This is a genomic window from Nocardioides flavescens (assembly GCF_009823805.1).
Taxonomy (GTDB): Bacteria; Actinomycetota; Actinomycetes; order Propionibacteriales; family Nocardioidaceae; genus Nocardioides; species Nocardioides flavescens.
Genome location: NZ_WUEK01000015.1, coordinates 1 through 26139, shown reverse-complemented (window position 1 = coordinate 26139; position 26139 = coordinate 1). Strand labels below are relative to the sequence as shown.

General features: G+C 74.7%; 28 protein-coding genes. 10 read left to right on the top strand and 18 right to left on the bottom strand.

Features of this window, described 5'->3' with window-relative positions; translation table 11 throughout:
• Window positions 1-134: 134 nt before the first annotated feature.
• Entirely contained in the window at window positions 135-962 is an 828-nt protein-coding gene (locus GRQ65_RS19745; protein WP_160879723.1) for a DICT sensory domain-containing protein, read from the top strand.
• Here GRQ65_RS19745 and GRQ65_RS19740 read toward each other — a convergent pair.
• Both GRQ65_RS19740 and GRQ65_RS19735 read right to left on the bottom strand, forming a co-directional pair.
• Window positions 959-2008, bottom strand: a complete 1050-nt coding sequence (locus GRQ65_RS19740) for a YihY/virulence factor BrkB family protein (protein WP_160879722.1) — start codon at window positions 2006-2008, stop codon at window positions 959-961. The two genes, GRQ65_RS19745 and GRQ65_RS19740, sit on opposite strands and share 4 nt — an antisense overlap.
• Window positions 2005-3117, bottom strand: a complete 1113-nt coding sequence (locus GRQ65_RS19735; RefSeq protein ID WP_160879721.1) for an NAD-dependent epimerase/dehydratase family protein — start codon at window positions 3115-3117, stop codon at window positions 2005-2007. Before GRQ65_RS19735 ends, GRQ65_RS19740 begins: the two co-directional genes overlap by 4 nt.
• A gap of 110 nt (window positions 3118-3227) precedes the next feature.
• Between GRQ65_RS19735 and GRQ65_RS24205 the strand changes: the two genes are divergently transcribed.
• The gene (locus GRQ65_RS24205) at window positions 3228-3845 is read left to right on the top strand and encodes a LuxR C-terminal-related transcriptional regulator (RefSeq protein ID WP_160879720.1); all 618 of its coding nucleotides are present in this window, start codon (window positions 3228-3230) and stop codon (window positions 3843-3845) included.
• A 19-nt stretch (window positions 3846-3864) separates the two neighbouring features.
• Here the strand turns inward: GRQ65_RS24205 and GRQ65_RS23590 are convergent, their stop codons facing one another.
• The gene (locus GRQ65_RS23590; protein WP_272917774.1) at window positions 3865-3996 is read right to left on the bottom strand and encodes a hypothetical protein; all 132 of its coding nucleotides are present in this window, start codon (window positions 3994-3996) and stop codon (window positions 3865-3867) included.
• A 37-nt stretch (window positions 3997-4033) separates the two neighbouring features.
• Between GRQ65_RS23590 and GRQ65_RS24200 the strand changes: the two genes are divergently transcribed.
• A complete protein-coding gene (locus GRQ65_RS24200; RefSeq protein ID WP_160879719.1) occupies window positions 4034-4663 on the top strand; it encodes a LuxR C-terminal-related transcriptional regulator in 630 nt (209 codons plus the stop codon).
• Between the two features lie 8 nt (window positions 4664-4671).
• Here the strand turns inward: GRQ65_RS24200 and GRQ65_RS19720 are convergent, their stop codons facing one another.
• From GRQ65_RS19720 to GRQ65_RS19700, 5 genes are read right to left on the bottom strand one after another with little or no spacing between them, the layout of a single operon-like run.
• A complete protein-coding gene (locus GRQ65_RS19720) occupies window positions 4672-4983 on the bottom strand; it encodes a hypothetical protein (RefSeq protein WP_160879718.1) in 312 nt (103 codons plus the stop codon).
• Window positions 4980-5813 (bottom strand): galactosyltransferase-related protein, encoded by an 834-nt coding sequence (locus GRQ65_RS19715; RefSeq protein WP_160879717.1) that lies wholly within the window; start codon window positions 5811-5813, stop codon window positions 4980-4982. The genes GRQ65_RS19720 and GRQ65_RS19715 overlap by 4 nt, the downstream gene beginning before the upstream one ends.
• Window positions 5810-6832 (bottom strand): glycosyltransferase, encoded by a 1023-nt coding sequence (locus GRQ65_RS19710; RefSeq protein WP_160879716.1) that lies wholly within the window; start codon window positions 6830-6832, stop codon window positions 5810-5812. The genes GRQ65_RS19715 and GRQ65_RS19710 overlap by 4 nt, the downstream gene beginning before the upstream one ends.
• A gap of 7 nt (window positions 6833-6839) precedes the next feature.
• The gene (locus tag GRQ65_RS19705; protein WP_160879715.1) at window positions 6840-7898 is read right to left on the bottom strand and encodes a glycosyltransferase; all 1059 of its coding nucleotides are present in this window, start codon (window positions 7896-7898) and stop codon (window positions 6840-6842) included.
• Window positions 7898-8890 (bottom strand): glycosyltransferase family protein, encoded by a 993-nt coding sequence (locus tag GRQ65_RS19700; protein WP_337191905.1) that lies wholly within the window; start codon window positions 8888-8890, stop codon window positions 7898-7900. The genes GRQ65_RS19705 and GRQ65_RS19700 overlap by 1 nt, the downstream gene beginning before the upstream one ends.
• A 252-nt stretch (window positions 8891-9142) precedes the next feature.
• Between GRQ65_RS19700 and GRQ65_RS19695 the strand changes: the two genes are divergently transcribed.
• Genes GRQ65_RS19695 through GRQ65_RS19680 form a run of 4 tightly spaced genes read left to right on the top strand, consistent with a single transcriptional unit; the run spans window position 9143 to window position 12331 of the window.
• Window positions 9143-9631: an SRPBCC family protein gene (locus GRQ65_RS19695; protein ID WP_160879713.1), complete on the top strand. Its 489-nt coding sequence runs from the start codon at window positions 9143-9145 to the stop codon at window positions 9629-9631.
• Window positions 9628-11226, top strand: coding sequence for a phytoene desaturase family protein (locus GRQ65_RS19690; protein ID WP_337191904.1), 1599 nt, complete (start codon window positions 9628-9630; stop codon window positions 11224-11226). Before GRQ65_RS19695 ends, GRQ65_RS19690 begins: the two co-directional genes overlap by 4 nt.
• Before the next feature lie 29 nt (window positions 11227-11255).
• Window positions 11256-11417 (top strand): hypothetical protein, encoded by a 162-nt coding sequence (locus GRQ65_RS19685; protein ID WP_160879712.1) that lies wholly within the window; start codon window positions 11256-11258, stop codon window positions 11415-11417.
• A 5-nt stretch (window positions 11418-11422) separates the two neighbouring features.
• Entirely contained in the window at window positions 11423-12331 is a 909-nt protein-coding gene (locus tag GRQ65_RS19680; protein ID WP_160879711.1) for a hypothetical protein, read from the top strand.
• 7 nt (window positions 12332-12338) lie between these two features.
• Here GRQ65_RS19680 and GRQ65_RS19675 read toward each other — a convergent pair whose 3' ends face one another.
• Genes GRQ65_RS19675 through GRQ65_RS19660 form a run of 4 tightly spaced genes read right to left on the bottom strand, consistent with a single transcriptional unit; the run spans window position 12339 to window position 17022 of the window.
• On the bottom strand, window positions 12339-14453 hold the full coding sequence (locus GRQ65_RS19675) for a xanthine dehydrogenase family protein molybdopterin-binding subunit (protein WP_160879710.1): 2115 nt from the start codon (window positions 14451-14453) through the stop codon (window positions 12339-12341).
• Window positions 14450-15463 (bottom strand): FAD binding domain-containing protein, encoded by a 1014-nt coding sequence (locus GRQ65_RS19670; RefSeq protein WP_160879709.1) that lies wholly within the window; start codon window positions 15461-15463, stop codon window positions 14450-14452. The genes GRQ65_RS19675 and GRQ65_RS19670 overlap by 4 nt, the downstream gene beginning before the upstream one ends.
• Complete coding sequence (locus GRQ65_RS19665) at window positions 15460-15996, bottom strand: 2Fe-2S iron-sulfur cluster-binding protein (protein ID WP_160879708.1); 537 nt, start codon at window positions 15994-15996, stop codon at window positions 15460-15462. The genes GRQ65_RS19670 and GRQ65_RS19665 overlap by 4 nt, the downstream gene beginning before the upstream one ends.
• A 54-nt stretch (window positions 15997-16050) precedes the next feature.
• Complete coding sequence (locus GRQ65_RS19660) at window positions 16051-17022, bottom strand: AraC family transcriptional regulator (protein ID WP_160879707.1); 972 nt, start codon at window positions 17020-17022, stop codon at window positions 16051-16053.
• Window positions 17023-17306: 284 nt separating this feature from the next.
• Between GRQ65_RS19660 and GRQ65_RS19655 the strand changes: the two genes are divergently transcribed.
• Window positions 17307-17924, top strand: a complete 618-nt coding sequence (locus GRQ65_RS19655; RefSeq protein WP_160879706.1) for a helix-turn-helix transcriptional regulator — start codon at window positions 17307-17309, stop codon at window positions 17922-17924.
• Here GRQ65_RS19655 and GRQ65_RS19650 read toward each other — a convergent pair.
• The 3 genes from GRQ65_RS19650 to GRQ65_RS19640 form a co-directional block, all read right to left on the bottom strand.
• Entirely contained in the window at window positions 17914-18183 is a 270-nt protein-coding gene (locus GRQ65_RS19650) for a hypothetical protein (protein WP_160879705.1), read from the bottom strand. The two genes, GRQ65_RS19655 and GRQ65_RS19650, sit on opposite strands and share 11 nt — an antisense overlap.
• Before the next feature lie 126 nt (window positions 18184-18309).
• Entirely contained in the window at window positions 18310-18738 is a 429-nt protein-coding gene (locus GRQ65_RS19645) for a hypothetical protein (protein ID WP_160879704.1), read from the bottom strand.
• Entirely contained in the window at window positions 18735-19883 is a 1149-nt protein-coding gene (locus GRQ65_RS19640) for a molybdopterin-dependent oxidoreductase (RefSeq protein ID WP_337191903.1), read from the bottom strand. The genes GRQ65_RS19645 and GRQ65_RS19640 overlap by 4 nt, the downstream gene beginning before the upstream one ends.
• A 198-nt stretch (window positions 19884-20081) precedes the next feature.
• Between GRQ65_RS19640 and GRQ65_RS24195 the strand changes: the two genes are divergently transcribed.
• A complete protein-coding gene (locus tag GRQ65_RS24195; RefSeq protein ID WP_160879703.1) occupies window positions 20082-21005 on the top strand; it encodes a methyltransferase in 924 nt (307 codons plus the stop codon).
• A 9-nt stretch (window positions 21006-21014) separates the two neighbouring features.
• Here GRQ65_RS24195 and GRQ65_RS19630 read toward each other — a convergent pair whose 3' ends face one another.
• Together GRQ65_RS19630 and GRQ65_RS19625 are read right to left on the bottom strand one after the other, a co-directional pair.
• Entirely contained in the window at window positions 21015-21686 is a 672-nt protein-coding gene (locus GRQ65_RS19630) for a DUF2064 domain-containing protein (protein ID WP_202388418.1), read from the bottom strand.
• Window positions 21683-22378, bottom strand: coding sequence for a glycosyltransferase family 2 protein (locus tag GRQ65_RS19625; RefSeq protein ID WP_337191902.1), 696 nt, complete (start codon window positions 22376-22378; stop codon window positions 21683-21685). The genes GRQ65_RS19630 and GRQ65_RS19625 overlap by 4 nt, the downstream gene beginning before the upstream one ends.
• Before the next feature lie 23 nt (window positions 22379-22401).
• On the opposite strand from GRQ65_RS19625, the gene GRQ65_RS19620 reads away from it, so the two are divergent.
• Window positions 22402-23784, top strand: coding sequence for a glycosyltransferase family protein (locus GRQ65_RS19620; protein ID WP_337191901.1), 1383 nt, complete (start codon window positions 22402-22404; stop codon window positions 23782-23784).
• On the opposite strand, the gene GRQ65_RS19615 is transcribed toward GRQ65_RS19620, so the two are convergent.
• Window positions 23769-25355, bottom strand: coding sequence for a GAF domain-containing protein (locus tag GRQ65_RS19615; RefSeq protein WP_160879702.1), 1587 nt, complete (start codon window positions 25353-25355; stop codon window positions 23769-23771). The two genes, GRQ65_RS19620 and GRQ65_RS19615, sit on opposite strands and share 16 nt — an antisense overlap.
• Between the last annotated feature and the right edge of the window lie 784 nt (window positions 25356-26139).

The following is a 26139-nucleotide window of genomic DNA, read 5'->3' as shown; positions in this document are numbered from 1 at the left end:
TTGCACACCGTGTTCAAGTCCTATCATGGCGGACCAGCAGAACCCACCGCGATACCCACAGCGACACCCACAGCGATACACACAGCGATCCCGCGCCGCGCCGTGACCCACGACCTGGACGAGGACTGCCGACCGTGACCGTGCCCATGAACGACCTGCTGACCATCGGGGACCTCGAGACCCGCACCGGCGTCCCGAGCTCGACCCTGCGCGCCTGGGAGCGCCGCCTGGGCTTCCCCACCCCGGTCCGTTCCGTCGGCGGTCAGCGCCGCTACCGCGAGTCCGACGCCGTCCTGGTCGAGCGCGTGCAGGCCGAGCGCGCCCGGGGTCTGAGCCTGGCGGCCGCCGTCGCGGCCGTCCGCCGCAGCGAGAGCGTGGGCTCGGACTCCCTGTACGCCACGCTGCGGGCCCGCCACCCCGAGCTCGACGTGCTGCCGGTCAGCTTCAACGTGATGCGCGCGCTCACCTCGGCCATCGAGGACGAGTGCCTGGCCCACGCCTCTTCCCCCGTCGTGTTCGGCGGGTTCCAGGACGTGCAGAGCTTCGAGGTCGCGGCCGACCGCTGGCGCGAGCTGGCACGCACGGCACGCACCGCGGTCGCGTTCAGCGCCTTCCCCGAGACGCTCGGCGAGGCCGAGCCGGCCCGGGTGGCCCTGCCCCGCCACTCGCCGATGCTCAACGAGTGGACCCTCATCTGTGACGACCCGCAGCTCAGCGTCGTCCTGGTCGCCTGGGAGCTGCCGCGCCGCCGCACCGACCACGGTCCGCGCCGGTTCGAGGCGCTGCTGGTCATGGATCCGCAGATCGTGCGCGAGGCGGCGCTGTTCTGCAGCGGCATCGCCCGGCAGGCCGGACTGCCCGACCTCGACCACGTCACCGCCGAGGTCGCCGTCGGCAGCGCCGAGGACCCGCGCCGCACCGCGTCGCTGCTGCGCCGCTTCGCGACGTACGCCGACGACTAGTCGCGCTCGGCGGGCTCGTCGCTCTCGGCCTGCTCGCGCAGCTCCCGGCCACGGCGCACGTCCTCGCGCTCCTTCTGCTCGGCCTTCTCGATGCCCCGGGTGTCCCGCGCCGGCAGCTGGATCTCCTCCTCGGCGGGCAGCCCGGAGACCAGCTCGCGGCCCCGCTCCAGCTCGGCGTCGAGCTCGGCGCCGAAGAGCAGCGCGAGGTTGGTCAGCCACAACCAGAGCAGGAAGACGATGACGCCGGCGAGGGCGCCGTAGGTCTTGTCGTAGGAGGAGAAGTTCGCGACGTAGAAGCCGAACGCCGCGGAGGCGACCGCCCAGGTGGCGATCGCCAGCACCGCGCCGACGCTGACCCAGCGGAACCTCGGCTGCCGGACGTTGGGCGTCGCGTAGTAGAGCAGGGCGACGACGAGCACGACGATCGCGAGCAGCACCGGCCACTTCACGATCGTGAAGACGAGCACGGTGGTGTCGCCCAGGCCCAGCGCGGAGCCGACGGCGTCGGCGACCGGGCCCGACAGGACGAGCCCCGCCAGCGCGAGCGCGACCAGCACGACGAGGACGGCGGTGAGCCCGAGCATCGCCGGGCGCAGCTTCCACACCGGCCGGCCCTCGCCGACCTCGTAGACGCGGTTCATCGCGCGGCCGAACGCCCCGACGTACCCGCTCGCCGACCACAGCGCGCCCGCCACCCCGACGACCAGGCCGAGTCCCACACCCTGCGAGGAGCTGAGGTCGCGCCGGGTCGGACCGATGCTGTCGACGACCCCGCCCGCCCCGACCGTGCGCAGGATGTCGAGCACCTGGTCGACGGCCTCCGTGCCCTGGCCGACCAGGCCGAGGAGCGAGGTCAGCGCGACAGCCGCGGGGAACAGCGCGAGCACGGCGTAGTAGGTCAGCGCCGCCGCGAGGTCGGTGCACTGGTCGGAGCTGAACTCGCGGGCCGTCTTGCGGAGCACGTAGGCCCACGAGTGCCCGTCGAGGTCGGTGGGTGAGTCGACCTTCTCGTCGGCCTCCGGGTCCTCGGTCGTCCGGTCGCTCATGGCGCTGCCCTCCTGTGCACGGGTCCGTCGTGGAGTGCGGCGCGCACGGTGCCGAGCACCGTGCGAGGACGCAGCACGGGTGAGCCGCCGCTCGCGGCGGTCACGAGTCCCTCGACCACCTCGTCGAGCACCGCGTGGCCCTGGTGGCGCGGGTGCCACCCGAGCTCGTCGGTGGCGCGGGCGCTGCTCAGCAGTGGCACCGACCAGGCGAGGTCGATCCACCCGGGGTCGAGCTGCTCGACGCGCGCCTTCCACGCCCCGGAGACGACGGCGCGCAGGGCGGCGGCCGGCACGTGCACCGGGGTCGCGTCGAGCGCCGCGGCCACGTCGGCGGCGGTGATCGGTGGCGCGGTGACCAGGTTGAACGCGCCGCCGGCCCCGGTCTCGACGACGCGGCGCACGGCGTCCGCCACGTCCTCGGCGTGCACGAGCTGCACCTCGAGGCGGCGGTCGATCGGCAGCACCGGCACGAACCCGAGGACCCAGGCGGGGACCAGCCCCGGGACGGCGTACCTCAGCAGCGCACTGCCGGCGACCCGCTGGCCCACGATGCCCGGGCGCAGCCGGGTGATCGTCGTCGCTCCCCCGGCGACCTGCTCGAGACCGTCGAGCAGCCGCTCGGCGGCCGCCTTGTGACGGCTGTAGGGCGAGGTCGGCACACCCTCGCGCGGGTAGCTCTCGTCGACGGGCTCGTCGCTCGTGCGAGGTGAGTAGACCCCGACCGACGACATGTGCACCAGGTGCGGTACGCCGGCCTCCAGCGCGGTCTGCGCGACCCGGCGGGTGCCGCCGACGCCGAGCTCCTCGAGCAGGTCGAGGCGGTGCGAGGGCTGGAAGCCCCACGCCAGGTGCACCACCGCGTCGGTCTCGGCGAACGTCGAGCGCAGCACGGGCAGTGCTCCGTCGTCGGTCAGGTCGACGGCGCGCCATGCGACCCGGTCGGCGCCCGGGTCCCCGCCCGGGACGGGGCCCGGCGGCCGTCGGCACAGCCCCGTCACCCGGTGCCCGGCCGCGGTCAGCTCGGCGACGACGGACCGGCCGACGTTGCCGCTGGCCCCGGTGACGACGACGTGCCGCCGACGGTCGGGTCCGTCCTCCCAGGGATTCATGCCGGGCCGGTGTCCGGGCCCGACGGGGGCACTCCCACCCCCGCGGGTGGAGAGCACCCCCAGGGGTGACGGTGTTGTGGGTCGTTCGCACCGGGTCTTAGAACGTCAGCGTGAGGCCCGATCAGCCGGTGCGAGTCGCCGTCGTCAGCAGCCGCCCCCTGGTGCGGGCGGGGCTCGTCCACCTCTTGACGAGCGACCCCCGAGAGGTGCTCCTCGACGACGTCGCGGCGCACGACGGACACCTCGGGCACGAGCACGTCGTCGTGTTCGACCTCGCCGCGATGGCGGTCGACACCCAGGACCTCGTGCACCTCGTGCGCTCCGGAGTCGCCGTCGTCGGCCTCGAGCCGATGGGGCGTTCGGATCTCACCGAGGACGCGCTCGCCGCCGGAGTCGCGGACGTCGTCACCACCGAGGTCACCGCGCAGGAGCTCCTCGCGACGGTGCGACGGGTCCACGGCGGCCACCGCGTCGACCTCCGCGCCCGTCAGGAGGTGACGGTCGCCGTGCTGTCCGGCCAGACCGGCCTGACCGTGCGTGAGGCCGAGGTACTGCGACTCATCGTGGCGGGGCTCTCCAACCACGAGATCGCGGCCGCGATGTTCGTCAGCATCAACACCGTCAAGACCTACATCCGCTCGCTCTACCGCCGCATCGGCGTGCGTCGCCGGTCGGACGCCGTGCTGTGGGCGGTCCAGCGCGGCGTCTCCAGCCACGGTCGACGCTGAGCCCGGACCGGGACCGGGCTCAGCGCTTCCCGCGACGGGCGCGCGCCTTCTCGACCGCGGCCTTGATCCGGCGCTGGTTCTCGGGCTTGCGGGCCTCGTCGTAGATCTTCTTGGCGATCCCGGCGTACGCGGCGGCCTTGGCGATCTTCATGGCAGGCAGGTACCCAGCCACCACTACGCTCTGACTCGTGCCACCCTCCGGGACCCCGCGCCTCGCCCTGGCCGTCGTCAACGACTTCCCCGTCGTGACGGCCGGCGTCGCTCGCCTCCTCGAGCCCCTGCGCGAGCGCGTGCTGCTCACGGAGTACGCCGAGGAGTTGCCGCCGCCCGGCGCGGCCGACGTCGTCCTCTTCGACCCCTTCGGCCACCCCGGACGCGAGGCGCGGCTGCGCGAGATCGTCGAGGCCACCCGGGCCCGGGTGATCGTCTACAGCTGGGTCGACGACCCCCAGCAGGTCGACGCGATGCTCGTGCACGGTGCGGTGGGCTACCTCCCCAAGACCGTCGACGGCGAGGCCATCGTCGTCGCCGCCGAGACCGTCCAGCGCGGCGGCAGCCTCCCGCTGCCTCGGCGCGAGCGGGACACCCCCGCCGAGGAGATGGTCGCGTGGCCCGGCGAGGCCGAGGGCCTGACCTCGCGCGAGTCCGAGATGGTCTGTCTCATCACCAGCGGGCTGAGCAACGCCGAGATCGCCCGGACGCTGTTCCTCAGCATCAACTCGGTCAAGACCTACATCCGCACGGCCTACCGCAAGATGGGCGTCGCGAGCCGCTCCGAGGCGATCCTGTGGGGCATCGACCACGGGTTCCGGCCCTGAGCCAGGTCCTAGACGTCGATCCCCTTCACCCACCGCTCGCCCGCGTCGCCGCCCCAGGCGTCCCAGGCCACGCGACCCGGTGACGGGAAGCCGTCACCGCCCTGCGTGAAGCCCTCGGCGTCCTTGTCGACGCTGTGGCGGGCGAAGTAGGCCTTCATCTTCTTCACGTCCTCGTCGCTGAGCTCCTCGCCGTCGGCGAGCTGGTGCGCCCGGTGCTCGCCGACGTCGGTGAAGTTGCGACCCGCCTTGCCGTCCTCGATCCACCGCACCGCGCGCTGACCGGTCTCCTGCACGCCCTTCGGGGGCTTGTGTCCGCTCATGAGGAGCGGGTACCCGCCCCGGTCCGCGCCCAGCCCGTCGGGGTGCGCTCGACCAGCCCGCGCTCCTCGAACGCCGTCAGCCAGCCCTCCATCGGCCACCGGCCCCACCGGGCGGCGAACGTCGCGCCGTTGCGCAGCACGTCGTCGAGGTGCTCGACCGGCGGCGCGGAGACGGGGTGCCACTGGTGGTAGGCCCGGGCGTCGCCGGTGACGGCGTGGCGCAGCCCCCGCTGCACCACCGTCTCGCCGAAGTCGGTGTCCTCCCCGCCGTAGCCGACGTAGTCCTCGCAGAAGCCGCCCGACCGCTCCCACGCCTCGGCGGTGAGCGCGAAGGACAGCGACCAGAAGAGCCGTGGGTCGGTGTCGAGCAGAGTGCCACCCGGACCGGGGTCGGGTCGGGCCGCGTGGGGGGCGTCGAGCGACGCGAGCCCGTCGAGGTCGTAGCCCTCCGGGGGCGGTGGGGGCAGGTAGGTCACCGGCCCGCTCCACACCGCGTCGGGCACCCTGCGGGCCGCCTCGGCGTACGCCGCCACGAGGCCGGGTCCGGCGACGCAGTCGACGTCGAGGAGCACCACGACGTCGGCACCGGCGGCGAGCGCGCGGCGCACTCCGGCGTTGCGGGCGCGGGCCAGCGGCAGCCCGAGCGGCTCGGCGGCAAGGTGGACGACGTGTCGGCGCAGTCCGTCGAGCTCCACGGCCGCCAGGTCGGGGTCGTCCATGGCGACCAGCACGTAGTGGTCGGGACGCGCGGTGCCTGCAGCGAGCGAGGCGTGCTGGGCGCGCAGGTGCGCGTGGCGGCCGTGGGCGATCGTCACCACCGCGACGCTCACCGGCCCGCCTCCAGCGCCGCTCCCAGGACCAGGTCGGCGAACCTCTCCGCCGCACGTCCGTCGCACCAGCCCGTCCAGCCGGCGCCGTCGAGCGCCGCGGCCCGCTCGAGCAGGCGGGCCCAGTCGCGGCCGGGCCAGGCGTCGGCGACGACCGCCGGCCACGGGCCGCGGGCCAGCACGTCGGCGGTGACCTCCTGCTCGCGGTGGGGGCGGTCCTGGGCGACGACCACGGCGGGCGTGCGGGAGGCGGCGACCTCGGCGAGGGCGTTCTGCCCGGCGTGGGTGATCACGACGTCGGCGTCGCACAGCGCAGCCCGCGGGTCGTCGACCCACGCGCCGAGTCGGGCGTCGAGCACCGTCCACTCCCACCCCGGGGTCTCGGCGCGGGCGGCGGCGAGACCGGTCGCGTCGAGCGCGCTGCCGCCCGAGCCGGAGAGGAGCACGACCCGGCGGCCGGGTGCCCGACCGGAGGTCTCCCTCACCGGGAAGCGCGAGAGCGCCCCGACCGGCTGCACGCGGGCGACGACGGCCGGTGCGAGCCCGCGCAGCATGCCTGCCCCCGTCCCGCCGGCCTCGGGCGGCCAGCAGCCGACGAGGGCGTCGGCGACGTCGTAGCCGAGCCGGTGCGCCGCGTCACCGCGCTCCCCCGGCTGCACCAGCGTCACCACCGGCACCCCGTGCAGACGCACGAGCAGCGCCATCTCGACCGAGACGTCGACGACGACCGCCGACGGGGCGGTGCCGTCGATCCAGGCCGAGACCGTGGCCGAGCGCGAGCGCAGGCCCGCGTGGCCGAGCGGCACCCAGTGCAGCCGCCCGCCCGCGGTGGGTGCGAGCGGCTCCCGGTCGCCGGTCTCCGCGTCGGGGGCCAGCTGGACCCACGGGCCCGGCCACCCGTCCGGTGCCGGGAGGGAGGAGAGGCCGGTGACCGTCTCGCCCCGCTCGGTCAGCACCCGGGCGACCTCCAGCGCCCGGTGGCGGTGGCCGTGGCCGTGGTGGTGGACGTAGTAGCCGATCATCCGACGCTCACGCGACGCGGCGGTCCGTGAGCGAGGTGTAGAGCGCCTCGTACTCGTCGACCATGCGGCTGAGCGAGCAGTGCTGCAGGGCGTGCTCGCGCACGGCCCGGCGGTCGCACCCCCGCGCCTCGACGATCGCGGCCGCGAGCCCCTCGACGTCGCCGGGGGCGGCGAGCCGGCCGGCGGTGGGCGGCACGAGCTCGGGCAGGGCTCCGCGCGCGTACGCCGCCACGGGGGTGCCGCACGCCATCGCCTCGGCGGCGACCAGGCCGTAGGGCTCCTCCCAGGCCGGCGTGGTGACCGCGACCGAGGCGCTGCCGAGCAGGGAGACGAGCTCGGCGCGGCGCAGGTGGCCGGCGTAGCGGACGTCGGGACCGAGCAGGGGGCGCACCTCGCGCTCGACGTAGGCCTCGTCGGCGACCGGGCCTGCGAGCACCAGCTCCACCCCGGCGAGCCGCGCCGCCCGGATCGCCTCGTGCGGCGCCTTCTCGGCGGTCAGGCGACCGGTCCACACGGCCGGGCCGCCACCGAACCCGGGCGTGAAGCGGCGCACGTCGACGCCGTTGTGGACGTAGCGCGCCGGGACGACGTGCTGCCACTCCTCGGCGGTGCGCCGGCTGACCGCCACGAACACCCCGGCGTCGCGGCGCAGCGCGAGCGCCGACTCCAGCCACGGCAGCGGAGGGGTGTGCAGCGTCGTCACCATCGGCGCGTCGAGCAGGTGGGCCATCGCCACCGGCAGGTGGTGGAGGCTGGAGTTGTGCACGACGTCGATGTCGCTGCGCTGCGAGAGCTCGAGCATGAGCGAGAGGTAGGCGTGGTGCTCGTGCATCCAGGTGCGCGAGGGCGAGTTCACGTCGGCGAGCGCCACCTCGCTGGGCTCCCACGCCGGCACGTCGAGCGTCCGCACCGGGAGGTCGGGGTCGGAGCCGGGTGCGGCGAACAGCGTCAGCTCGTGGCCGCGCGCGTGCAGCTCGGTGACGAGCATGTGGGTCCACGCCTCGAGGCCGCCGGCGAACGGCTCCGCCACGGGGAACCGGCTCGAGGCGATGACGGCGATCCGCATCAGCGAGCCGCCCGCGCTGCGTCGAGAGCCGCGGCGTAGACCCGGTCGTGGGCCGCGGCGACCTCGGCGCGCTGCACGCGCCGCTCGGCCGCGCTGGCGCCCCACCGCGGGCGCTCGTCGTACGCCGTCACGAGGGCGCGGGCGAGCGACTCGGGGTCGAAGCCAGCCTCGTCGAGGCGGAAGTCGAGCACCGGTCCCTGCTCGGCGTAGTAGCCGCACGTGGGCGCCACGACGGTCGTGCCGACGTCGCGGCACGCCTCGAGCCAGCCCGAGTGGGTGCCGAAGCGGTAGGGCAGCACGGAGACGTCGAGGGAGTGCAGGTAGCTGTGGAACGCGTCGTCGTCGAACCAGTCGTGCACGCGCAGGTCGACGTGGCGGAGCCGGGCGAGACCGGCCAGCTGCTCGTCGAGGCCGGAGTCGCGGTGGGCGTCGACCTGCAGCACCGCGCCGGGCAGCTCGGCGAGCACCTCGGCCAGCACGGGCAGCACGGTGAGCGGGTCGGAGTTGGCCCGCACGCTCTTGACGTGAACGCCCACGCGGAACTGCCCGGTCCGCCGGCGGGCCCGAGCCTGGGCGGCCCGCTCGATGTCGGCGAGGGGGACGACGTGGGGGTGCGGGACCACGCTCGCCGCACGGCCCCACCGGCGGCGGATCTCCGCCGCCGCGCCGGGGGTGAGGGTGACCAGTGCGTCGGCGGCGGGCACGAGCACGTCGAGCTGCGCGTCGTGCCGGGCCCGGTCGGGGTGGTGGGGGTTGCGCAGGTCGTGGACGGTGAAGACCAGGGCCGCCCCGGCCGCGTGGACCTCGTCGACCCACGAGGCGAGCTGGGCCGGGGTGCGGGAGTCGAAGCCGAAGTGCAGGTGGACCACGTCGACCCCGCGGGCCCGCGCGTGCGTGCGCACCCACGCCGGCTCGAGCATCGCCGGCGGCCACCAGCGGCCCTGGGCGGCCTGCGCCCAGTCGTCGGGATCGGGGTCGGCGAGCCGCGTCACGCTGTGAGCACCGGGGGCAGCCCCGCCGAGGGGGCTCAGGTGACGCACGTAGACGTGTCCGGCGGGCACGGACGCCACGACGAGACCGGGCCCGGGGTCGGGTGTGGGGACCGGCGCCCGGAGGGGGGCGGAGGGGCTGAGGGTCGACACGAGGTGGGGGTGTCCACCACCCGCCGGGGTGACCCTCACCCCAGAGGGTGTTTCCTCCCCAGAGGGGTGTGTGGGGCCCGGGGGCTCGGATACCCGCGCCGGATGAGCAGCAACCACCGAGTCGTGGACGCCACCCCCGAGCAGGTCTGGGAGGTGCTGTCGGACGGCTGGCTCTACCCCCTCTGGGTCGTGGGGGCCTCGCGGATGCGCGAGGTCGACGCGACCTGGCCGGCCGCGGGCAGCCACCTGCACCACTCCGTCGGGTCCTGGCCGTTCCTGCTCGACGACAGCACCGAGGTGCTGGAGTCGGAGCCCGGCGCGAAGATCGTGCTGAAGGCCCGCGGCTGGCCCGCCGGTGAGGCGAAGGTGACCGTGGTCCTGACCCCGCACCGCCCGACGGGTACCGGTGCCGGCGTGGAGACGGTGCAGACCGACGTGCAGACCGACGTGGAAATCCGTGAGCAGGCGGTGAGCGGTCCGGGCGTCCTCGTGCCCAAGCCGCTGCAGGACCCGGTCCTGGCGTGGCGCAACACCGAGGCGCTCCGCCGCCTCGCCTACCTCGCCGAACGACGTCAGCAGCGGCCACGGTGACGACCCGCGGCTCGTCGTACGACGCGGTGGTGGTCGGCGCCGGACCCAACGGTCTGGTCGCCGCCAACCTGCTGATCGACCGCGGCTGGTCGGTGCTGCTGCTCGAGGCCCAGCCCGAGGTGGGCGGCGCGGTCGCGAGCTCCGGGGAGGTGCACGACGGGTTCGTGCACGACACGTTCAGCGCGTTCTACCCCCTGGCGGCCGCCTCGCCGACGATCCGAGGGCTCGGCCTCGAGCGCCACGGGCTGCGCTGGAGCCACGCGCCGGCCGTCCTGGGCCACCCCACCCCCGACGGCGCCTGGGCGCTGATGCACCGCGACCGCGAGATCACCGCCCGGCTCGCCGACGAGGCGCACCCCGGCGACGGCGAGGCGTGGCTCGAGCTCTGCCGGCAGTGGGACACCGTCGGCGACCAGCTGGTGCAGGCGATCCTGGCGCCGTTCCCGCCGGTGCGCGCCGGGCTCGGGCTCCTCGCCCGGCTGCCGAGGGCCGGCGGGCTCGGGCTCGTGCAGGACCTCCTGACCCCCGCGCTGCAGCTCGGCCAGAGCCGGTTCGGCGGCCCGGCCCCACGACTGCTCATCGCCGGCAACGCCGGGCACGCCGACATCCCGCTCGAGGCGCCCGGGTCGGGGCTGCTCGGGCTGCTGCTCGCCCTGCTCGGCCAGACCGTCGGCTTCCCGGTGCCCGTCGGCGGCGCGGGTCAGCTCTCCGGCGCGATGGCACGCCGCTTCGTCGCCCTGGGCGGCGAGCTGCGCTGCGACGCGGAGGTCACCGCGATCGACGTCGAGGGTGGTCGCGCGAGCGGGGTCCGCGTCGGCGCCGAGCGCTTCCACGCCCGGCGCGCGGTCGTCGCCGACGTGGCGGCGCCGCACCTGTTCGGCCGCCTACTCGCACCCGAGCACGTGCCCCGCACCGTCGCTCGCGGGATGCGCCGCTTCGCCATGGACGCCGCCACGGTGAAGGTCGACTGGGCCCTCGACGGGCCGGTGCCGTGGGCCAGCACCCCGGCGTACGCCCCCGGGACGGTGCACGTCGCCGACTCCGTCGAGCAGATGGCCGAGGCCTGGGGCCAGGTCACCCGCGGCGAGGTGCCCGCGGCGCCGTTCATGCTGGCCGGCCAGATGACCACCAGCGACCCCACCCGCTCCCCCGCCGGCACCGAGTCGCTGTGGGCCTACACGCACGTGCCGCAGCACAGCCGACGCGACGCCGGCGAGGACGGGCCCACGGGGGGCGTCAAGGGCACCTGGGACCACGACGACCTCGAGCGGTTCGGCGACCGCATGCAGGCGCGGTTCGAGCAGCTCGCGCCCGGCTTCGGCTCCCGCGTGCTGAGCCGGCGGGTGCTGGGTCCGAAGGAGCTCGAGGCACGCAACGCCAACCTCATCGGAGGGGCCGTCGGCGGGGGGACCCAGCAGCTGCACCAGCAGCTGATCTTCCGCCCCGTGCCCGGCCGCGGCCGCGCCGAGACCGGCGTGCCCGGCCTCTACCTCGGCTCCGCCTCGGCTCACCCCGGCGGCGGGGTGCACGGCGCGGCCGGGTCCAACGCCGCCCGCGCGGCCCTGTTCCACGCGCGGCTGCCCTGGCGGCGGTAGGCGCCACCACCACCGGTTACCGGGCAGTCGTGAACAGACGACTCCTGGTCTTCCTCATCGTGCTGTTGTTCATCGTGGTGGTGGGCGGCGTCTTCGTGCTCATCGGCGTGATCCAGGGCGACAAGACCTCCGTCGACCGCAACGGCGGCGTCAGCGCTCCCGCCCTGAGCCGGACCTCGGGCGGGTACTGACGACCGTGACCACCTCCCGTCTCTCGACGCTCACCCGCGGCCTCGTGGCCGGCGCCCTCGGCACGACGGCGCTCGACACCGCCGGCTACCTCGACATGGCGCTCACCGGGCGCCCGGCCAGCGACTCCCCCGGTCGCACCGTGCTCGCCCTCGCCAGACGCGCCGGTGCCGAGCTGCCGGACGACGAGAGCCGCCGCTCGGCGTACGGCCAGCTCGGCGGGCTCGCGGCCGGGCTCGCCGTCGGTGTCGGCGCGAGCGTGCTGCGCCGCCTGGGACTGAAGCTGCCCGCACCCGTGGCGATCGCCGCCACCGGGGCCGCGGCCATGGCGGCCACCGACGGACCGATGGCGCTCGCCGGCGTCGCCGACCCCCGCGGCTGGACGGCGAGCGACTGGGCCCGCGACGCCTGGCCCCACCTCGCCTTCGGCGCCGGCGTGCACTGGACGCTCACCCGCTTCGAGGACGAGCGCGAGGCCGAGCGCCGCCCCGTGACGATCGGCTCGCTGCTGCGCAGCACCGCCCTCGGCGCCGCGACCGGGTCGCGCGCCTCGATGGGCGTGCTCGCCCCGGCCCTGGCCAGCGGCGGCACCGCGCGGGCCGTGCTGACGACGGGGCTCGCCGGCGCCGAGCTCGTCGGCGACAAGCTCCCCGCCACCCCGAGCCGGCTCGAGGTGCCCGGCCAGCTGAGCCGCCTCGGTGCCGGCGCCATCGGCGGGGCCGCGCTGGCCGCCCGCGAGGACCGCTCGCCGTGGCTGCCGGCCCTGGCCGGCGTGCTCGGCGCGAGCGCCGGCGCCGTCCTCGGCGCCGCCTGGCGCGAGGCCGCCGAGGACCGCGGCTGGACCTGGCAGGGCGCCGTCGTCGAGGACGCCGTCGCCCTCGGGCTGGTCGGGCTCGCGGTCCGCGGGAGCGACTGAGCGGCCCCTAGAGGAAGCGGTCGGCCGTCACCGGGATCGACCGCACGCGCGTCCCGGTGGCGTGGAACGCCGCGTTGGCGATCGAGGCCGCGGTGCCGACGACGCCGATCTCGCCGATGCCGCGCCCGCCGACCGGCGAGGCCAGCGGGTCCTCCTCGTCGAGCCACTCGACTTGGAGGTCGCGCACATCGGCGTGCGAGGCCACGTGGTAGGTCGCCAGGTCCTGGGTGACGACGTGTCCGGTGCGCGGGTCGCGGTAGGACTCCTCGAACAGCCCGACCGACATCCCCATGACCAGCCCGCCGATCAGCTGGGAGCGGGCGGTGACGGGGTTGATGACCCGACCCACGGAGTAGACCCCGAGCAGGCGCGGCACCCGCACCTCGCCGGTCCACCGGTGCACCCGCACCTCGGCGAAGGACGCACCGAAGGAGTGCAGCGCGTGGTCCTCGCTCTGCGCGTCGGTCGCCTCCGCCTGGGTCCACACGCCCGGGTCGGGGGCGTCGCCGTGGTCGGCGCGGAAGCGCTGGGCGGTGGCGACGATCGCCGCGCCCCACGACGCCGTGCCCGAGGAGCCGCCCGCCACCGTGGCCGGCGGCAGGTCGGTGTCGGCGATGCGCAGACGGATGCAGGAGGCGTCGACGCCGAGCGCGTCGGCGGCGATCTGCTGCAGCACGGTGCGCGCACCGGTGCCGATGTCGACGGCGCCGATCGCCACGTCGTAGTGACCGCCGTCCGCGGCGCTGATGCGGGCCTCGTTGCCCGGGTTCAGCATCGCGGGGTACGTCGCGGCCGCGACGCCGGTGCCGACCCACCAGTCCCCCTCGAGCGTGGCGCGGGCCTCGGCCGGCCGCTCGGACCAGCCGAACCGCTCCGCCCCGCGGCGCAGGCAGTCGACGAGCCCGCGGCGGCTGAACGGCTTGCCCGTCTCGGGGTCGACGTCGGGCTCGTTGCGGACGCGCAGCTCGATCGGGTCGAGCCCGCAGGCGACAGCCAGCTCGTCCATCGCGACCTCGTGGGCGAACATCCCCGGCATCTCCCCCGGCGCCCGCATCCAGGACGGCACGGCGACGTCCAGGGGCACCAGGCGGTGGCCGGTGCGGCGGTTGCGCGCGGCGTACATCATCCGGGTGGGCGCGGCGGTCTGCTCGCCGAACTCCTTCCACCGCGACGTGGGCTCGAGCACCTCGTGCTCGATCGCGACGAGACGGCCGTCGGCGTCGGCACCGAGGCGGAAGTGCGAGCGCGTCGGCGTGCGGTGGCCGGTCAGCGCGAACATCTGCTGCCGCGTCACCGCCAGCCGGACCGCGCGGCCGGGCTGCGTCATCGCGGCGAGCACGACCGCCATCTCCGGGGCGTGCGGCACGCCCTTGCTGCCGAAGCCTCCGCCGACGTACGGCGCGACGACGTGCAGCTGCGCCTGCTCGAGGCCCAGCAGCGGGGCCAGCGTCTGCGCGACCGGGTGCACGCCCTGGGTCGAGTCGGCGAGGGTCAGCACCTCACCGTCCCAGTGCGCGATCGCGGCGTGCGGCTCGAGCGGGTTGTTGTGCTCGACCGGCGTCTCGTAGGTCGCGTCCACGACCACCGCGGCCCCGGCGAGCGCGCCGTCGACGTCGCCCTCCTCGGTGCGCGCCGGCATCTCGGGGTTGACCGTCTCGGGCTCGTAGGTGTCCTCGGTCTCCTCGAACGCCGCCTGGTGCGACTGCTCGTCGTAGGCCACCTCGACCAGCCCGGCCGCCTCGCGGGCCGCCTCGGAGGTCTCGGCCAGGACCACCGCCACGATCTGGCCGCGGAAGTCGACGCGGTCGTCCTGGAGGACCTCCAGCTCGCGATCCTCGCCCTCCTGGAGCCGCGGGGCGCTGGTGTGGTCGAGCACGGAGACGACGCCGGGGTGCGCCACCGCCCGGGCGGCGTCGACCGCGAGCACCCGGCCGCGGGCGACGGTCGACTGCACGAGCCAGGCGTGCAGCGGCCGCGCGTCGTACGGCGCCTCCCGGTGCTCCACGGCGTACGCCGCGCGCCCGGCGACCTTGAGGGGGCCGTCGACGCGCGGGTGCGCGGTGCCGACCGAGCGGATCGCGTCGCGCTCGAGAGGGGTGACGGGCTGCTCCACGGCGCTCATCGCCGTCCTCCCTGCAGGCTCTGCAGCACGTGCTGCGTGGCGGCGGTGACCATCGGCACCTTGAAGGCGTTGCCCTCGCTCGTGCGGGCGTCCGCCAGCTCGTCGGCGCAGGCCGCGGCGACCCGCTCCTCGGTGGGCTCGGCGCCGAGCAGGGCCTGCTCGGCGACACGGGCGCGCCAGGGCTTGTGGGCGATGCCGCCCCAGGCGATGCGCACGTCGGCGACCCGGCCGGCCTCGTCGAGCTCGAGCGCCGCGGCGACCGAGACGAGGGCGAAAGCGTAGGACGCCCGGTCGCGCGCCTTGTGGTAGGTCGAGGTGGCGGCGGCCGCGCTCGCGGGCAGCTCCACCGCGGTGATCAGCTCGCCGTGGGCGAGGGTGGTGTCGCGCTCGGGGGCGTCGCCGGGGAGCCGGTGCAGCTCCTCGAACGGCACGCGCCGCTCCCCGTCGGGGCCGAGCACCACGACGACCGCGTCGACCGCGGCCAGGGCGACGGCGAGGTCGGAGGGGTGCACGGTCACGCAGTGCTCGCTGGCCCCGAGCACGGCGTTGTAGCGCGCGTAGCCGCCGATGGCGGAGCAGCCCGAGCCGGGCTCGCGCTTGTTGCACGCCGTGGTGACGTCCTGGAAGTAGACGCACCGGGTTCGCTGCATCAGGTTGCCACCCGTCGTGGCCTGGTGGCGCAGCTGCCCCGACGCACCGGCGAGCAGCGCCCGGGACACGACCGGCCAGCCGGAGCGCACGGCCGGGTGGGCGGCGAGGTCGCTGTTGCGGACGTTGGCGCCGACGCGCAGCCCGGGCCCGCCGCCGCTGTCACCGGGGAGCTCGACCTCCTCCACCTGGTCCAGGGGCAACCGGCTGATGTCGACGAGCACCCGCGGCCGGGCCACCCCGAGCTTGAGGTGGTCGACGAGGTTGGTGCCGCCGCCGAGGAAGCTCGCCTCGGGGTCGCCGCTCACCAGCGCCACCGCGCCGGCCGCGTCGTCGGCGCGGTGGTAGTCCAGCTCCCTCATGCGATCCCACCCGCCGGCTGACCCGCGACCTCGCGCACCGCGGCGAGGATGCCGGGGTAGGCACCGCAGCGGCAGAGGTTGCCGCTCATCCGCTCCCGCAGCTCGTCGTCGTCGGCGGCCACCGGGCCGGTGAGGTCCTCGGTCACGTGGCTGGGGTGGCCCTCCCCGAGCTCGCGCAGCACGCCGACCGCCGAGCAGACCTGGCCCGGCGTGCAGTAGCCGCACTGGTAGCCGTCGTGGTCGAGGAAGGCCTGCTGCACCGGGTGCAGGGTCTCGTCGTCCCCCTCGGAGCCGGTCAGGCCCGCGGCGGTCACGACCTCCGAGCCGTCGTACGCCACGGCGAGCGCGAGGCAGGTGAGGTGGCGGCGCCCGTCGAGCAGGACCGTGCAGCTGCCGCACTGACCGTGGTCGCAGCCCTTCTTGGGCGAGGTGACGTCGAGGCGCTCGCGCAGCAGGTCGAGCAGCGTGGTCCGCGTGTCGACGCTCGTCTCACGCTGGCGCCCGTCGACTGTGAGCCGGATCCTGGTCTCCATGACGTGGGCGGTGCCCCCGACGTCACCGCGGATGCGCCCCAGAGGGGTGAGGTCTCAGCTCGAGCGGCGCAGCGTTGCCGACGGGAGCTCGCCGTAGGTCCGCTGGTACGCCGCCGCGAAGCGACCCGCGTGCAGGAAGCCGTGCCGGGCGGCGACCTCGCGCACGGAGGTCGTGCCGGGGTCGGAGGACAGCAGCGCCACTTGGGCGGCGTGCATCCGCACGATGCGCAGGTAGCCCATCGGCGAGGTGTTCAGGTCACGCTTGAACCCCTCTTGCAGCGCCCGGACCCCGAGGTGGACCTCCGTGGCCAGCCGGGCGGTGGTCCAGGCCTCGGCCGGACGGTCGCGCAGGAGCTGCACGGCCCGGGCGACCGTGCCGGCCGACCCGGGTCGGTCCTCCTCGCGGAGCAGCAGCCCCGTCAGGTTGTGCGGCTGGGCCTGCAGGAGCCCCTCGAGCACGACGGCCTCGACGTGGCGCACCACTCCTGGACGCTCCACGAGGCCGGAGGGCCGCGTGATCTCGTCCAGGACGAGACGCAGCACCGACCACCACCCCCGACCCGGGCCGGTGCGCAGGTCGAGGTCGAAGTGGAACGACAGGGGCGTCGGCAACGACCGGCCGAGCACCCACTCGAGCTCTCGCTCCACGACGCTGCGGGGCATCATCAGGCAGAGTTGCTTGCTGTCCGCGGACCAGTCGAGCGAGGCGGGCGCCCCGGGGTCGAAGACGCCGGCGTGACCGGGGGTGGCGACGGTCCGGGAGCCCCGGCCGTCGTCGAGCACCACCGTGCCGCGCAGCGGGAGGTCGACGTGGAAGTCGACGAGCGGTTCAGTCGTCATCCCGACGGCCCTGCCGTAGCCGAGGACCCCCGCGGTGACCTGCCCGAAGTGCGCGGCGGACAGCTCGAGCTGCACGTCGTTCACGCCGGGGGGCAGGTGCAGCCGGTGAGGGAGGTAGAGGTCGCCGACGATCTGCTCGGCCTCGGTGGGATCGTGGGTGGGCCGGTAGGTCGACGGCACGGGCATCGGTGGCAGCTCCCCTCGCGACTCGGACGACTGGTGACCCCGGCGGCCCGGCCTCGTCAGCCGGTGTCCGTCCTACGGGTTCGCAGACGGGTCCGGGGCGCAACGACGCTAGGGCGTCGGGGAGGCCACACCCGGGTGCTCACCCTTTCGGGCGATCTCGAACGGAGGACCCGAGGCTGCCGGCAGCCGTGAACAGCCGTCGAACGCGGGCGGGCCGTCCGCTCAGCGCGGTCGAGGTCCCGGGGTGCAGCGCCGACCTGCCGCGACGTGGCCTTCTTGGGTCCATGCCGGGCCCACTGCGAGTCGGGGTCGTCTCGCCGCACCCGCTGGTCACGACCGGAGTGGCCCGCATGCTCGTGCGGGGCAACGCCGTCCCCGTGCTCGACGTCGACCCCGACCGCCCGGCGGACGACGTCGACCTGGCCGTCGTGGACCTCGCCTCGCTGACGGACGAGGACCTGCGTCCTTGGCTGCGCCGGCTGGTGGTCGACGGTGTCCCGGTGGTCGGGTTGACGGGCAGGAGCCACCAGGCGCTCGCCCGCGGTGCTCTCGTCCTCGGCGCGAGGGCGGTGGTCCCCGAGCACGTGCGGGCCGCCGAGCTGGCCGGGGTCCTGCGCGACGTCTCACGCCGGGTGCACCCACGGCCGCCCGCGGTCTCCGAGCGCCTGACTCCGCTCACCGGGCGCGAGCTCGGCGTGCTGCGGCGGGTTGCCGCAGGAGAGACCAACGACATGATCGCCGAGGCGGAGCACCTCAGCGTCAACTCCGTCAAGACCTACATCCGGATCGCGTACCGCAAGATCCGGGTCGCCCGGCGCTCCGAGGCGGTGGTCTGGGCGATCGAGCACGGACAGGGGGTCGATGCGCCTCCGGACCGCCGCGCCGAGGACCTCAGCCGGTGAGCGGGCGCACGGACGCGAGCGACCACTGCGGGGCGGCGTCGCGCACGTTGGCGAGGAACCACGCGCGGGGGCTGATGCGCGCGTGCGGCAGGTCGGCGAGCAGCTCGCGCTCGAGCCAGGCCTGGCGGTAGCAGTGCCGCACCAGGTGCTCGGCCTCCACGACGTCTCCGAGCAGGAGGGTCGCCAGCTCGAGCGCCTTGGGCGCCGTGAGATCGACGAATACGGCGAACTCAGTGGTCTCGCGGTCGGGCAAGGACATCGTCGTCGTTCTCCCAGGGTGGATCGCGATCAGGCCACCCCCGCTGACCGCACCAGCATGAGGCACCCGCCAGGTAACCGGTGACGAACGGTCGCACACCTGCCTCCATCACCCCTGCGGGTGAGCCTAGGAGGGTGGTTGCCGGCGACGTCGCGCCCGCGCCAGGGTCGCCACGACGACCGCCACCAGGACGACCGCGGCGAGCACCAGCCAGCCGGCCGTGTAGTCGCGGTCGAGCAGCGACGGGTTGTCGGAGCGCTCGCCGAACCTCCCCAGCACCGGTACGGCGAGCAGGGTCACGCTCCCGAGGACGATCGCCCCGGCCGCGATCGGCGCCCGCGCCACCGGAGGCACGACGCGGGAGACGAGGAGGCCGAGCACCACGACGACCGGGGCGAGCACCACGTCGTGCAGCACGACGCCGGCGACGAGCCAGACGGCCGCGCTGCGCAGCTGTTCGGCGTCCTGGCGACTGAGCAGCAGCCACGCGCCGTACGCCGCGACGAGGACGCCGACGGCGCCGAGGGCGATCCTCGGAGCGAGCCCGGTCCTCACGCCTGCACCTCCAGCCGGGTGACCCACTTCGTCTGCAGCACCCCGGGCCGGTTGGGCGCGATGATGCGAGCCGGGTAGCCGTGGTCGAGGTTCAGCGTCTCGCCGTTGATGGCCAAGGCGAGCGTGGTGCGCTCGTCGTCGACGAAGCCGCCCTGGAGGACCGAGCGGCTGAACGCCCCGCGCTGCTGCAGCGAGGTGACCTGGACGTCGGAGCCGAGCGGCGCCTCGACCAGGTCGATGAGGTCCCGCAGCCGCACCCCCGTCCAGTCGGCCGTGCCCGACCAGCCCTCGACGCAGGCGATCGGCAGCGTGCGCGTCTGCTGCTCCATCGCGAGCAGGTCCTCGCGGCTCAGGGTGACCGTCCGCTCGCCGCGCACGACCTCCAGGACGTACGCCGCCCCGACGGCCTCGGGTTCGATGCCGGCCGCCTTGGCGGACCGGGTGATCGGCAGCCCCTGCGGCCCGTCGCCGGTGTGCGTGGCGAGCACCGACACCTTCCGCAGCCACGGGACGGTGTTGCCGGCCGTGGCGACGACGGCGACCGCCGCGGCGGCCCAGGTCGCCCCGAGCAGCCCGCGCCGCGACAGGGCCCCGGGCGGGCCCTCCTGCTCGAGCCCCTCGTCGACGTCGGCGCCCAGCGCGCTGCGGATGAGCGGCAGCTTCACCGCGACGTGCACGACGAGGCTGCCGATCGCCACCCAGGCCAGGGCGTAGTGGGTCGGGCGGAACGAGAAGGCCCAGGGGTACCACCCGGTGACGTTGGCCAGGCCCGAGGCCAGCTGGAAGATCGCCGAGGCGACGAGCACGGCGATCGACAGCCGCTCCGCGACCTCGACCGCGAGGCGCCGCAGGCCCCGGGGCGGGCGGCGGAACAGCTGCGGGTAGACCGTCCAGAGCTTGACGAGCAGCAGCGGCACGCACGCCGTGCCGGTGATCACGTGCAGACCCTGGGTCACGCGGTAGCCCCACGCCGGGCTGGTCGGGAAGCCCAGCGGCTGGGCGACGTCCTGCGCGTAGTGGCTCACCAGGCCCGTCACGAAGCAGATCGCGAAGCAGACGCCGAGCACGAGCCCGACCCGGGCGGCGACGGCGGTGCTGCGCAGCCGGGTGCTGAACCCGGCGGTGCGGGCGGTGGCGGTGCTCACCTGGACAGTCTTCGCACCCGGTCAAGTGCCCGGCGCCGACGACACGCCCACCGCTCTGCGACCATCGGCTGGCGACACGGTGTCCGGCCGGACAACTCATTCCCCGGGGTGAGGTGACCGGCAGCGGAGAATTGGGCACCTGTCACCCATCGGTCTGGACCCAGGCCGGTGCTGTTCGTCGAGGAGGGTGCCCGAGACGTGATCGACTCACTCAGGCAGGTGCAGGTCGTCGGGGCGCTCGCGCGCCTCGCGGGACACGGCGGGTGGGCCCGTGTGCTCGCCGGCCAGCCGTTGGAGACCGAGCTCGACCGCGCTGACGCGCGACTGCTCGTCGCCGCCGGCGTCCTGCGCGAACGCGACGGTGGCCGGCTCGAGCCGGTCGACCTGCACCCGTGGTACGACGACCCCCAGACCCTCGCGTGCGGCATCGTCGCGGAGCTGCGCAGGGCGCTGATGCACGCGACCGACTGCGACGACCTCATCCCGGCCGATCCCGACGAGATCGTGGCCATGGGCATCGCCAGCCGATCGGTCGCCTCGATCCTCGCCGACGCCGTCCTGCCGATGCTGCCGGTCACCCGCGACCGCCTCGACGACGGCACGGCACGGTTCCTCGACGTGGGCGTGGGCACCGGCGCGATCGCGCAGGTGCTGTGCGAGGAGTTCCCCGGCATCGAGGCCGTGGGGCTCGACGTGTCCGTCGACGCGCTCGCCATCGCCAAGGAGCGCCTCGCCGGGTCCCGGGTCGGCGAGCGGATCGAGCTGCGCCAGCAGTCGGTGACCGAGCTGCACGAGGAGTGCGCCTACGACCTCGCCTGGATGCCGCAGATCTTCCTGTGCCGCACCGACCTCGAGCAGGGCCTGGACCGGGTCCACACGGCGTTGAAGCCCGGCTGCTGGCTCGTCATGCCGGTCGCCACCGGGGCCAGTGACTGCACCGAGCTCGAGCGCGCCGCGGTCGAGCACGAGGCGCTCGTGCGCGGCGGCGGACCGATGTCGGTCGAGCTCGCCGGCGACCTGCTGCGCCAGGCCGGCTTCACCGAGGTCCGCGACATGCTCGGCGTCGCCCAGTCGCTCGTGATGGCCCGCAAGTCGCCGGTGTCGGCCGTCTCGGCCGCCTGAGACCGGCGATCACCGGGGCCTGAGCTCCTCCCACACCCGGGCGAACCGACTGCCGGGCGCGGCCTCGGCGGCCGCGTCCGCGTCGGGCACGGTGTCGATGTCGCGCAGGGTGGCGGTGGTGCCCACGCTGATGCCGCGCGCCTCGAGCGCTGCTCGGGTGTCGGCGCCGGTGGTGTCGGTCGACATCGGCACACCGACCAGCGCGGCGGCGTACGCCGGATCCCGCAGCGCCAGCACCCACCAGCCACCGTCCTCGGCGGGACCGAGCACCGCATCGTGGTCGGCCAGCCCCGCGGCGGCGTCCGCGAGCTGTGCGGGGGTGGCGTGCGGGGTGTCCATGCCGACCTGGACGACCGGCCCGCTCAGGCGGGCGTGGGCGTCGGCCAGCCGGTCGGCGAAGTCGTCGCCGACCTGCGGGTGCACCGTCCACCCGTCGAGCGCCTCGCGCAGCTCCTCGGCGCAGACGGCCGCGTCGAGGTCGCCGTCGAGCGAGATGTGGCACCGCGTGATCGGCCCGAGATCGACGGCCGCACGGCAGGCGACGAGGGTGTCCAGCAGCGCCGCCGCCGCGATCCGGGCGGCGGACTCCATGCCGATGTCGCGACCGAGCCGGGTCTTGACCTTGCCGGGCTCCGGCGCCTTGGCGACGACCAGCGCGGCCACCCCGGTCGGCGCGCTCACGACAGCACCTTGGCGAAGTCGCGGGCCGTGCGCAGCGTGCCGCGCACCGACCCCGAGACCTTGGACTTCGTGCCTTCGGCCCGCGGGCGGTAGGACACGTCGTGCTCGGTGAAGCGCCAGCCCGCCTGGGTCGCCTTCTGCAGCATCTCGACCGGGTAGCCGAAGCGGCGGTCCTGCACGTCGAGGGCCAGCAGGTCCGCGCGCCGGCAGACCCGCATCGGCGCGATGTCGTGGGCGGGCAGCCCGATCCGGCGGCGCAGCCAGGCCACGATCAGCGCGTTGCCCGCGCGGGCGTGCCAGGGCCAGGTGCCCCGCTTCGTGGGCCGACGCCGGCCGACCGCGATGTCGGCGCGGCCCGAGCGCACGTCGTCGACCAGCGGCAGCAGCTCGACGGGGTCGAAGGAGCCGTCGCCGTCCATGAACGCCACCAGCTCGGCCTTGGCCATCAGCAACCCCGCGTGCACGGCGGCGCCGTACCCGGGACGGTCCTCGAGCACGACCGTCGCCCCGAGGCGGCGGGCCACGTCGGCCGTGGCGTCGCGGGAGCCGTTGTCGGCGACGATCACCCGGAACCCCTCGGGCACCTCGGGCAGCAGCCCCTCCAGCGCCGGCGCCTCGTCGCGGCACGGCAGGACGAGGTCGCAGACCACGCCCCCGGCTGCTCCTCCGGTCACCTCTCCGGCTGTGCTCACGGGTGCTCTCCTAGTCTCCAGATGTGCCAGATGTGCGAACTGTGGACGCCGGTGCGGCGACCGACCCACGCGCAGTACCCCGCGCGCTCCCCTGGCTCGGCCTCGCCGTCGCCGTGGTGCTGCTCAGTCTGGCCTTCAGCCTCCCGCACCTGATCGGGTGGGAGGTCGCCAGCCGCGCACCGCGCAACGCCTCGCCCGACGAGGTGCCGCCCCTCCACGGTCTGTGGCGGCCCAAGCTGTTCGGCCCCGGGACCGTCCCCGCCGTGCTCATCGCGGTGCTGGGCTGGCGCTACGGCGCCGACCTCGCCCAGCGGCTGAGCTGGCCCCGGCTCCTCGCGGCGGCGTACGCCGGCTCGCTGGGCTGGTTGCTCTCGCTGGCCTTCGTCGACGGCACGAGCGGGATCTCCCGGGTGCTGGGCAACCCCTACGAGTACCTCCGCACCGCCCGCGACGTCGGCAGCGTGCACCAGCTGCTCGAGACCTACGTCAGCCGCGTCCCCATCGACTCCCCCGACAACTGGCCCACCCACGTCGCGGGCCACCCGCCGGCGGCCCTGCTGTTCTTCGTGGGCCTGGTGCGCGTCGGTCTCGGCGGCGACTTCGCCGCGGGGATGGTGGTGACGGTGCTGGCCGCGACCACCGTGGTCGCGGTCCTGGTGACGCTGCGCGCCCTCGGCGCGGAGGACGCCGCCCGCCGCGCGGCGCCGTTCCTGGTGCTGACACCGGCCGCGGTCTTCATGGCCGTCTCGGCCGACGCGCTGTTCGGTGCGGTCATGGCGTGGGGGCTGGCCTGCCTGGCGCTGTCGACCCGCAGCGGACGGCTGTGGTGGGCCGTGCCCGCCGGCCTGCTGCTCGGCACCGGCGTGATGATGTCCTACGGCATGCCGCTGATGGGGCTCGTCGCCGTGGCGGTGCTCGTCGCCGGTCGCGCCTGGCGCCCCCTGCCGGTGGCCGCGGTCGCGGCGCTGGCCGTGGTGCTCGGCTTCGCGGCGTTCGGCTTCTCCTGGTGGGAGGCCTACCCGGTCCTGCACGACCGCTACTGGGCCGGCATCGCCAAGGACCGCCCGCTGGCGTACTGGGCGTGGGGCAACATCGCGCTGTTCACGATCATCGCGGGGCCGCTGCTCTTCTCCGGCGTGCTGAGTGCGGCCGCGACGGCGCGCGACGCCGCCCGGCGCAGCACCTCGCGCGTCGTGCTGCTGCTGGCCGCCGCCGGCGTGCTCGTGGTCGTGGCCGCCGACGCGTCGGGCATGAGCAAGGCCGAGGTGGAGCGGATCTGGGTGCCGTTCGTGCCCTGGGTGACGCTGGCCTACGTCTTCCTGCCCCCGCGCTGGCAGCGGGTCGGACTCGGGCTCCAGGTGCTGACCGCGGTGGTCGTCCAGCACCTCTTCTACACGGCCTGGTAGGCCACGTCCGCCCGCGAGCGCATGATGCTGCGGGTCATCTCGCCCTGCTCGTCGAGCGCGCCGCCGATGAGGTCCTGGGTGCGGGTGACCTGCTCGACGGTCTCGCTGATGGAGGCCAGCGCCGCGACGACGGCCTCCACCTCGCCCTGGATGGTCGAGATCCGACGGGCGATGTCGTCGGTGGCGCGCGAGGTCTCGGCCGCGAGCTCCTTGACCTCCCCGGCGACGACCGCGAAGCCGCGCCCGGCGGTGCCGGCCCGCGCCGCCTCGATGGTGGCGTTGAGCGCGAGCAGGTTGGTCTGCGTCGCGACCGCCGCGATCGTGCGGACGATGGTGCCGATCGCGGTGCTCGAGTCGGCGAGCCGGCCTGCGGCCGCGTCGGCCTCCTGGGTCATCCGCAGCGCGTCCGCCGCCACCGCGGTCGCCTGCTCGACGTTGGCGCCCACGTCGGTGATCGAGCTCATCATGCTCGACCCGGCGCGGTTGACCAGCTCGGTCGCGTCGAACCGGTCGAACGCCGACGACACCAGCGCCGCGGTGTTGCGCAGCGCGTCGCGGCGCCCGTCGCTCAGCGTCAGCGTCTCGAGGGCGAAGAAGTCCATCGTGCCGACCACCCGGCCCGCGACGAAGATCGGCAGGCACACGCCCGACCTCACCCCGGCCCGGCGCGCGGCGGGTGCGCGGACGCAGTCGGTCATCTCGGCGAGGTCGCGCACGAAGTAGAGGTCGCGCGAGCGCCACGCCCGTCCCGAGAGGCCCACGCCCTCCGCGAACGACGCCTGCAGGGTCACCTCGCGGAACTCCGGGCCCGCCGTACCCGACTCCTGCGCGAAGCGGAGCACGCCGGCCTCCTCGTCGAGCGCCCAGTAGGAGCCGTAGGCCCAGCCGAACTCCCGGCGGATCGTGTCGAGCGCGGCACCGACGGCCTGCTCGCGGTCTTGCGCCTGGGTGAGCTGCTGCAGCACGACCGTCACCGCGGCGAGGTCGCGCACCGTCGCGCGCTGCTCCTCGGCGTCGACGAGCCGGTCCAGCGTCTGGCTCACCATCGACCCGACGGCCCTCAGCGCGCCGAGCCGCTCCTCGGTGGGCTCGATCGTCTCGGTGACGAAGAAGTCCATGGTGCCCACGACCTGGCCACCGCGCAGGATCGGGAAGCACACCCCGCTGCGCACGCCCGCGCGTCCCGCGGCGGGCGCTCGCACGCAGTCGGTCAGCTCGGACAGGTCACGCACGAACACCAGCTCGCGCTGGCGCCAGGCCCGACCCGACAGGCCGACGCCCTCCGCGAACGACGCCTCCTCGGTGACCCGGCGGAACTCCTCTCCGGCCGACCCCGACTCGACCGCGAACCGCAGCACCCCGGCCTCGGGGTCGATGGTCCAGAACGACCCGTAGGCCATCCCGAACGCCTCGCGCACCGCGTCGAGCGCGACCCGCGCCGCCTCGTCGACGGACTCGACACGACCGAGCGCGGCGAGCACCTCCACGACCGCCCGGACCTCGCGCTGCGACTCGCTGAGCCGTGCCGCGATCTCCTCGACCGTCACTGATTGACGCCAGCGCCTGTTCATGTGCCCCCCTCGAAGCCGTCTCCGTCGACGCCATCCCCATCGGCGGCGGGTCGCGGTGGTGTAGAGGTATGCGCAGGTATTACCCCCGGGGGTGTAAGAGACGTCAAGGTCTTCCGCGCAGCCCCCTTGACGCAGCGCGGTTCTCCACACCGCCCTCTCCGTGCCAGGTCCAGACCAGCCCGGACGGAGTCCGCTGGTCGAGCAGCCAGCCCCTGGCGAGCGTCGTCGAGACCCCTCGGAGGTGGGCTGGGACCCGACCGTCCGGTGGTTGAGGAAGGACGAAGTCATGTCTCGAGACCACACTCGGGTACGTCGACCCGGTGGCCGACCCCTCCGGTGGTTGAGGAAGGACGAAGTCCTGTCTCGAAACCACTCTCGGGGGTACGCCGACCCGGTGGTCGAGCAGCGAGCCCTGGCACCCCTGACAGTGGGGCCGGGAGCCGACAGACCGGTGGTTGAGGAAGGACGGAGTCCTGTCTGGAACCACACTCGGGGTACGACGACCCGGTGGTCGAGCAGCGAGCCCCGGCGAGCGTCGTCGAGACCCCGCACAGTGGGGCCGGGAGCCGACCGACCGGTGGTTGAGGAAGGACGAAGTCCTGTCTCGAAACCACACTCGGGGTACGACGACCCGGTGGTCGAGCAGCGAGCCCCGGCGGGCGTCGTCGAGACCCCGCACGGTGGGGTCGAGAGCCGACCGTCCGGTGGTTGAGGAAGGACGAAGTCCTGACGCTCCTATGTCTGGTCAAGGGCTGGGTGTTGCAGGTGTCGGTAGAGGTCTCTG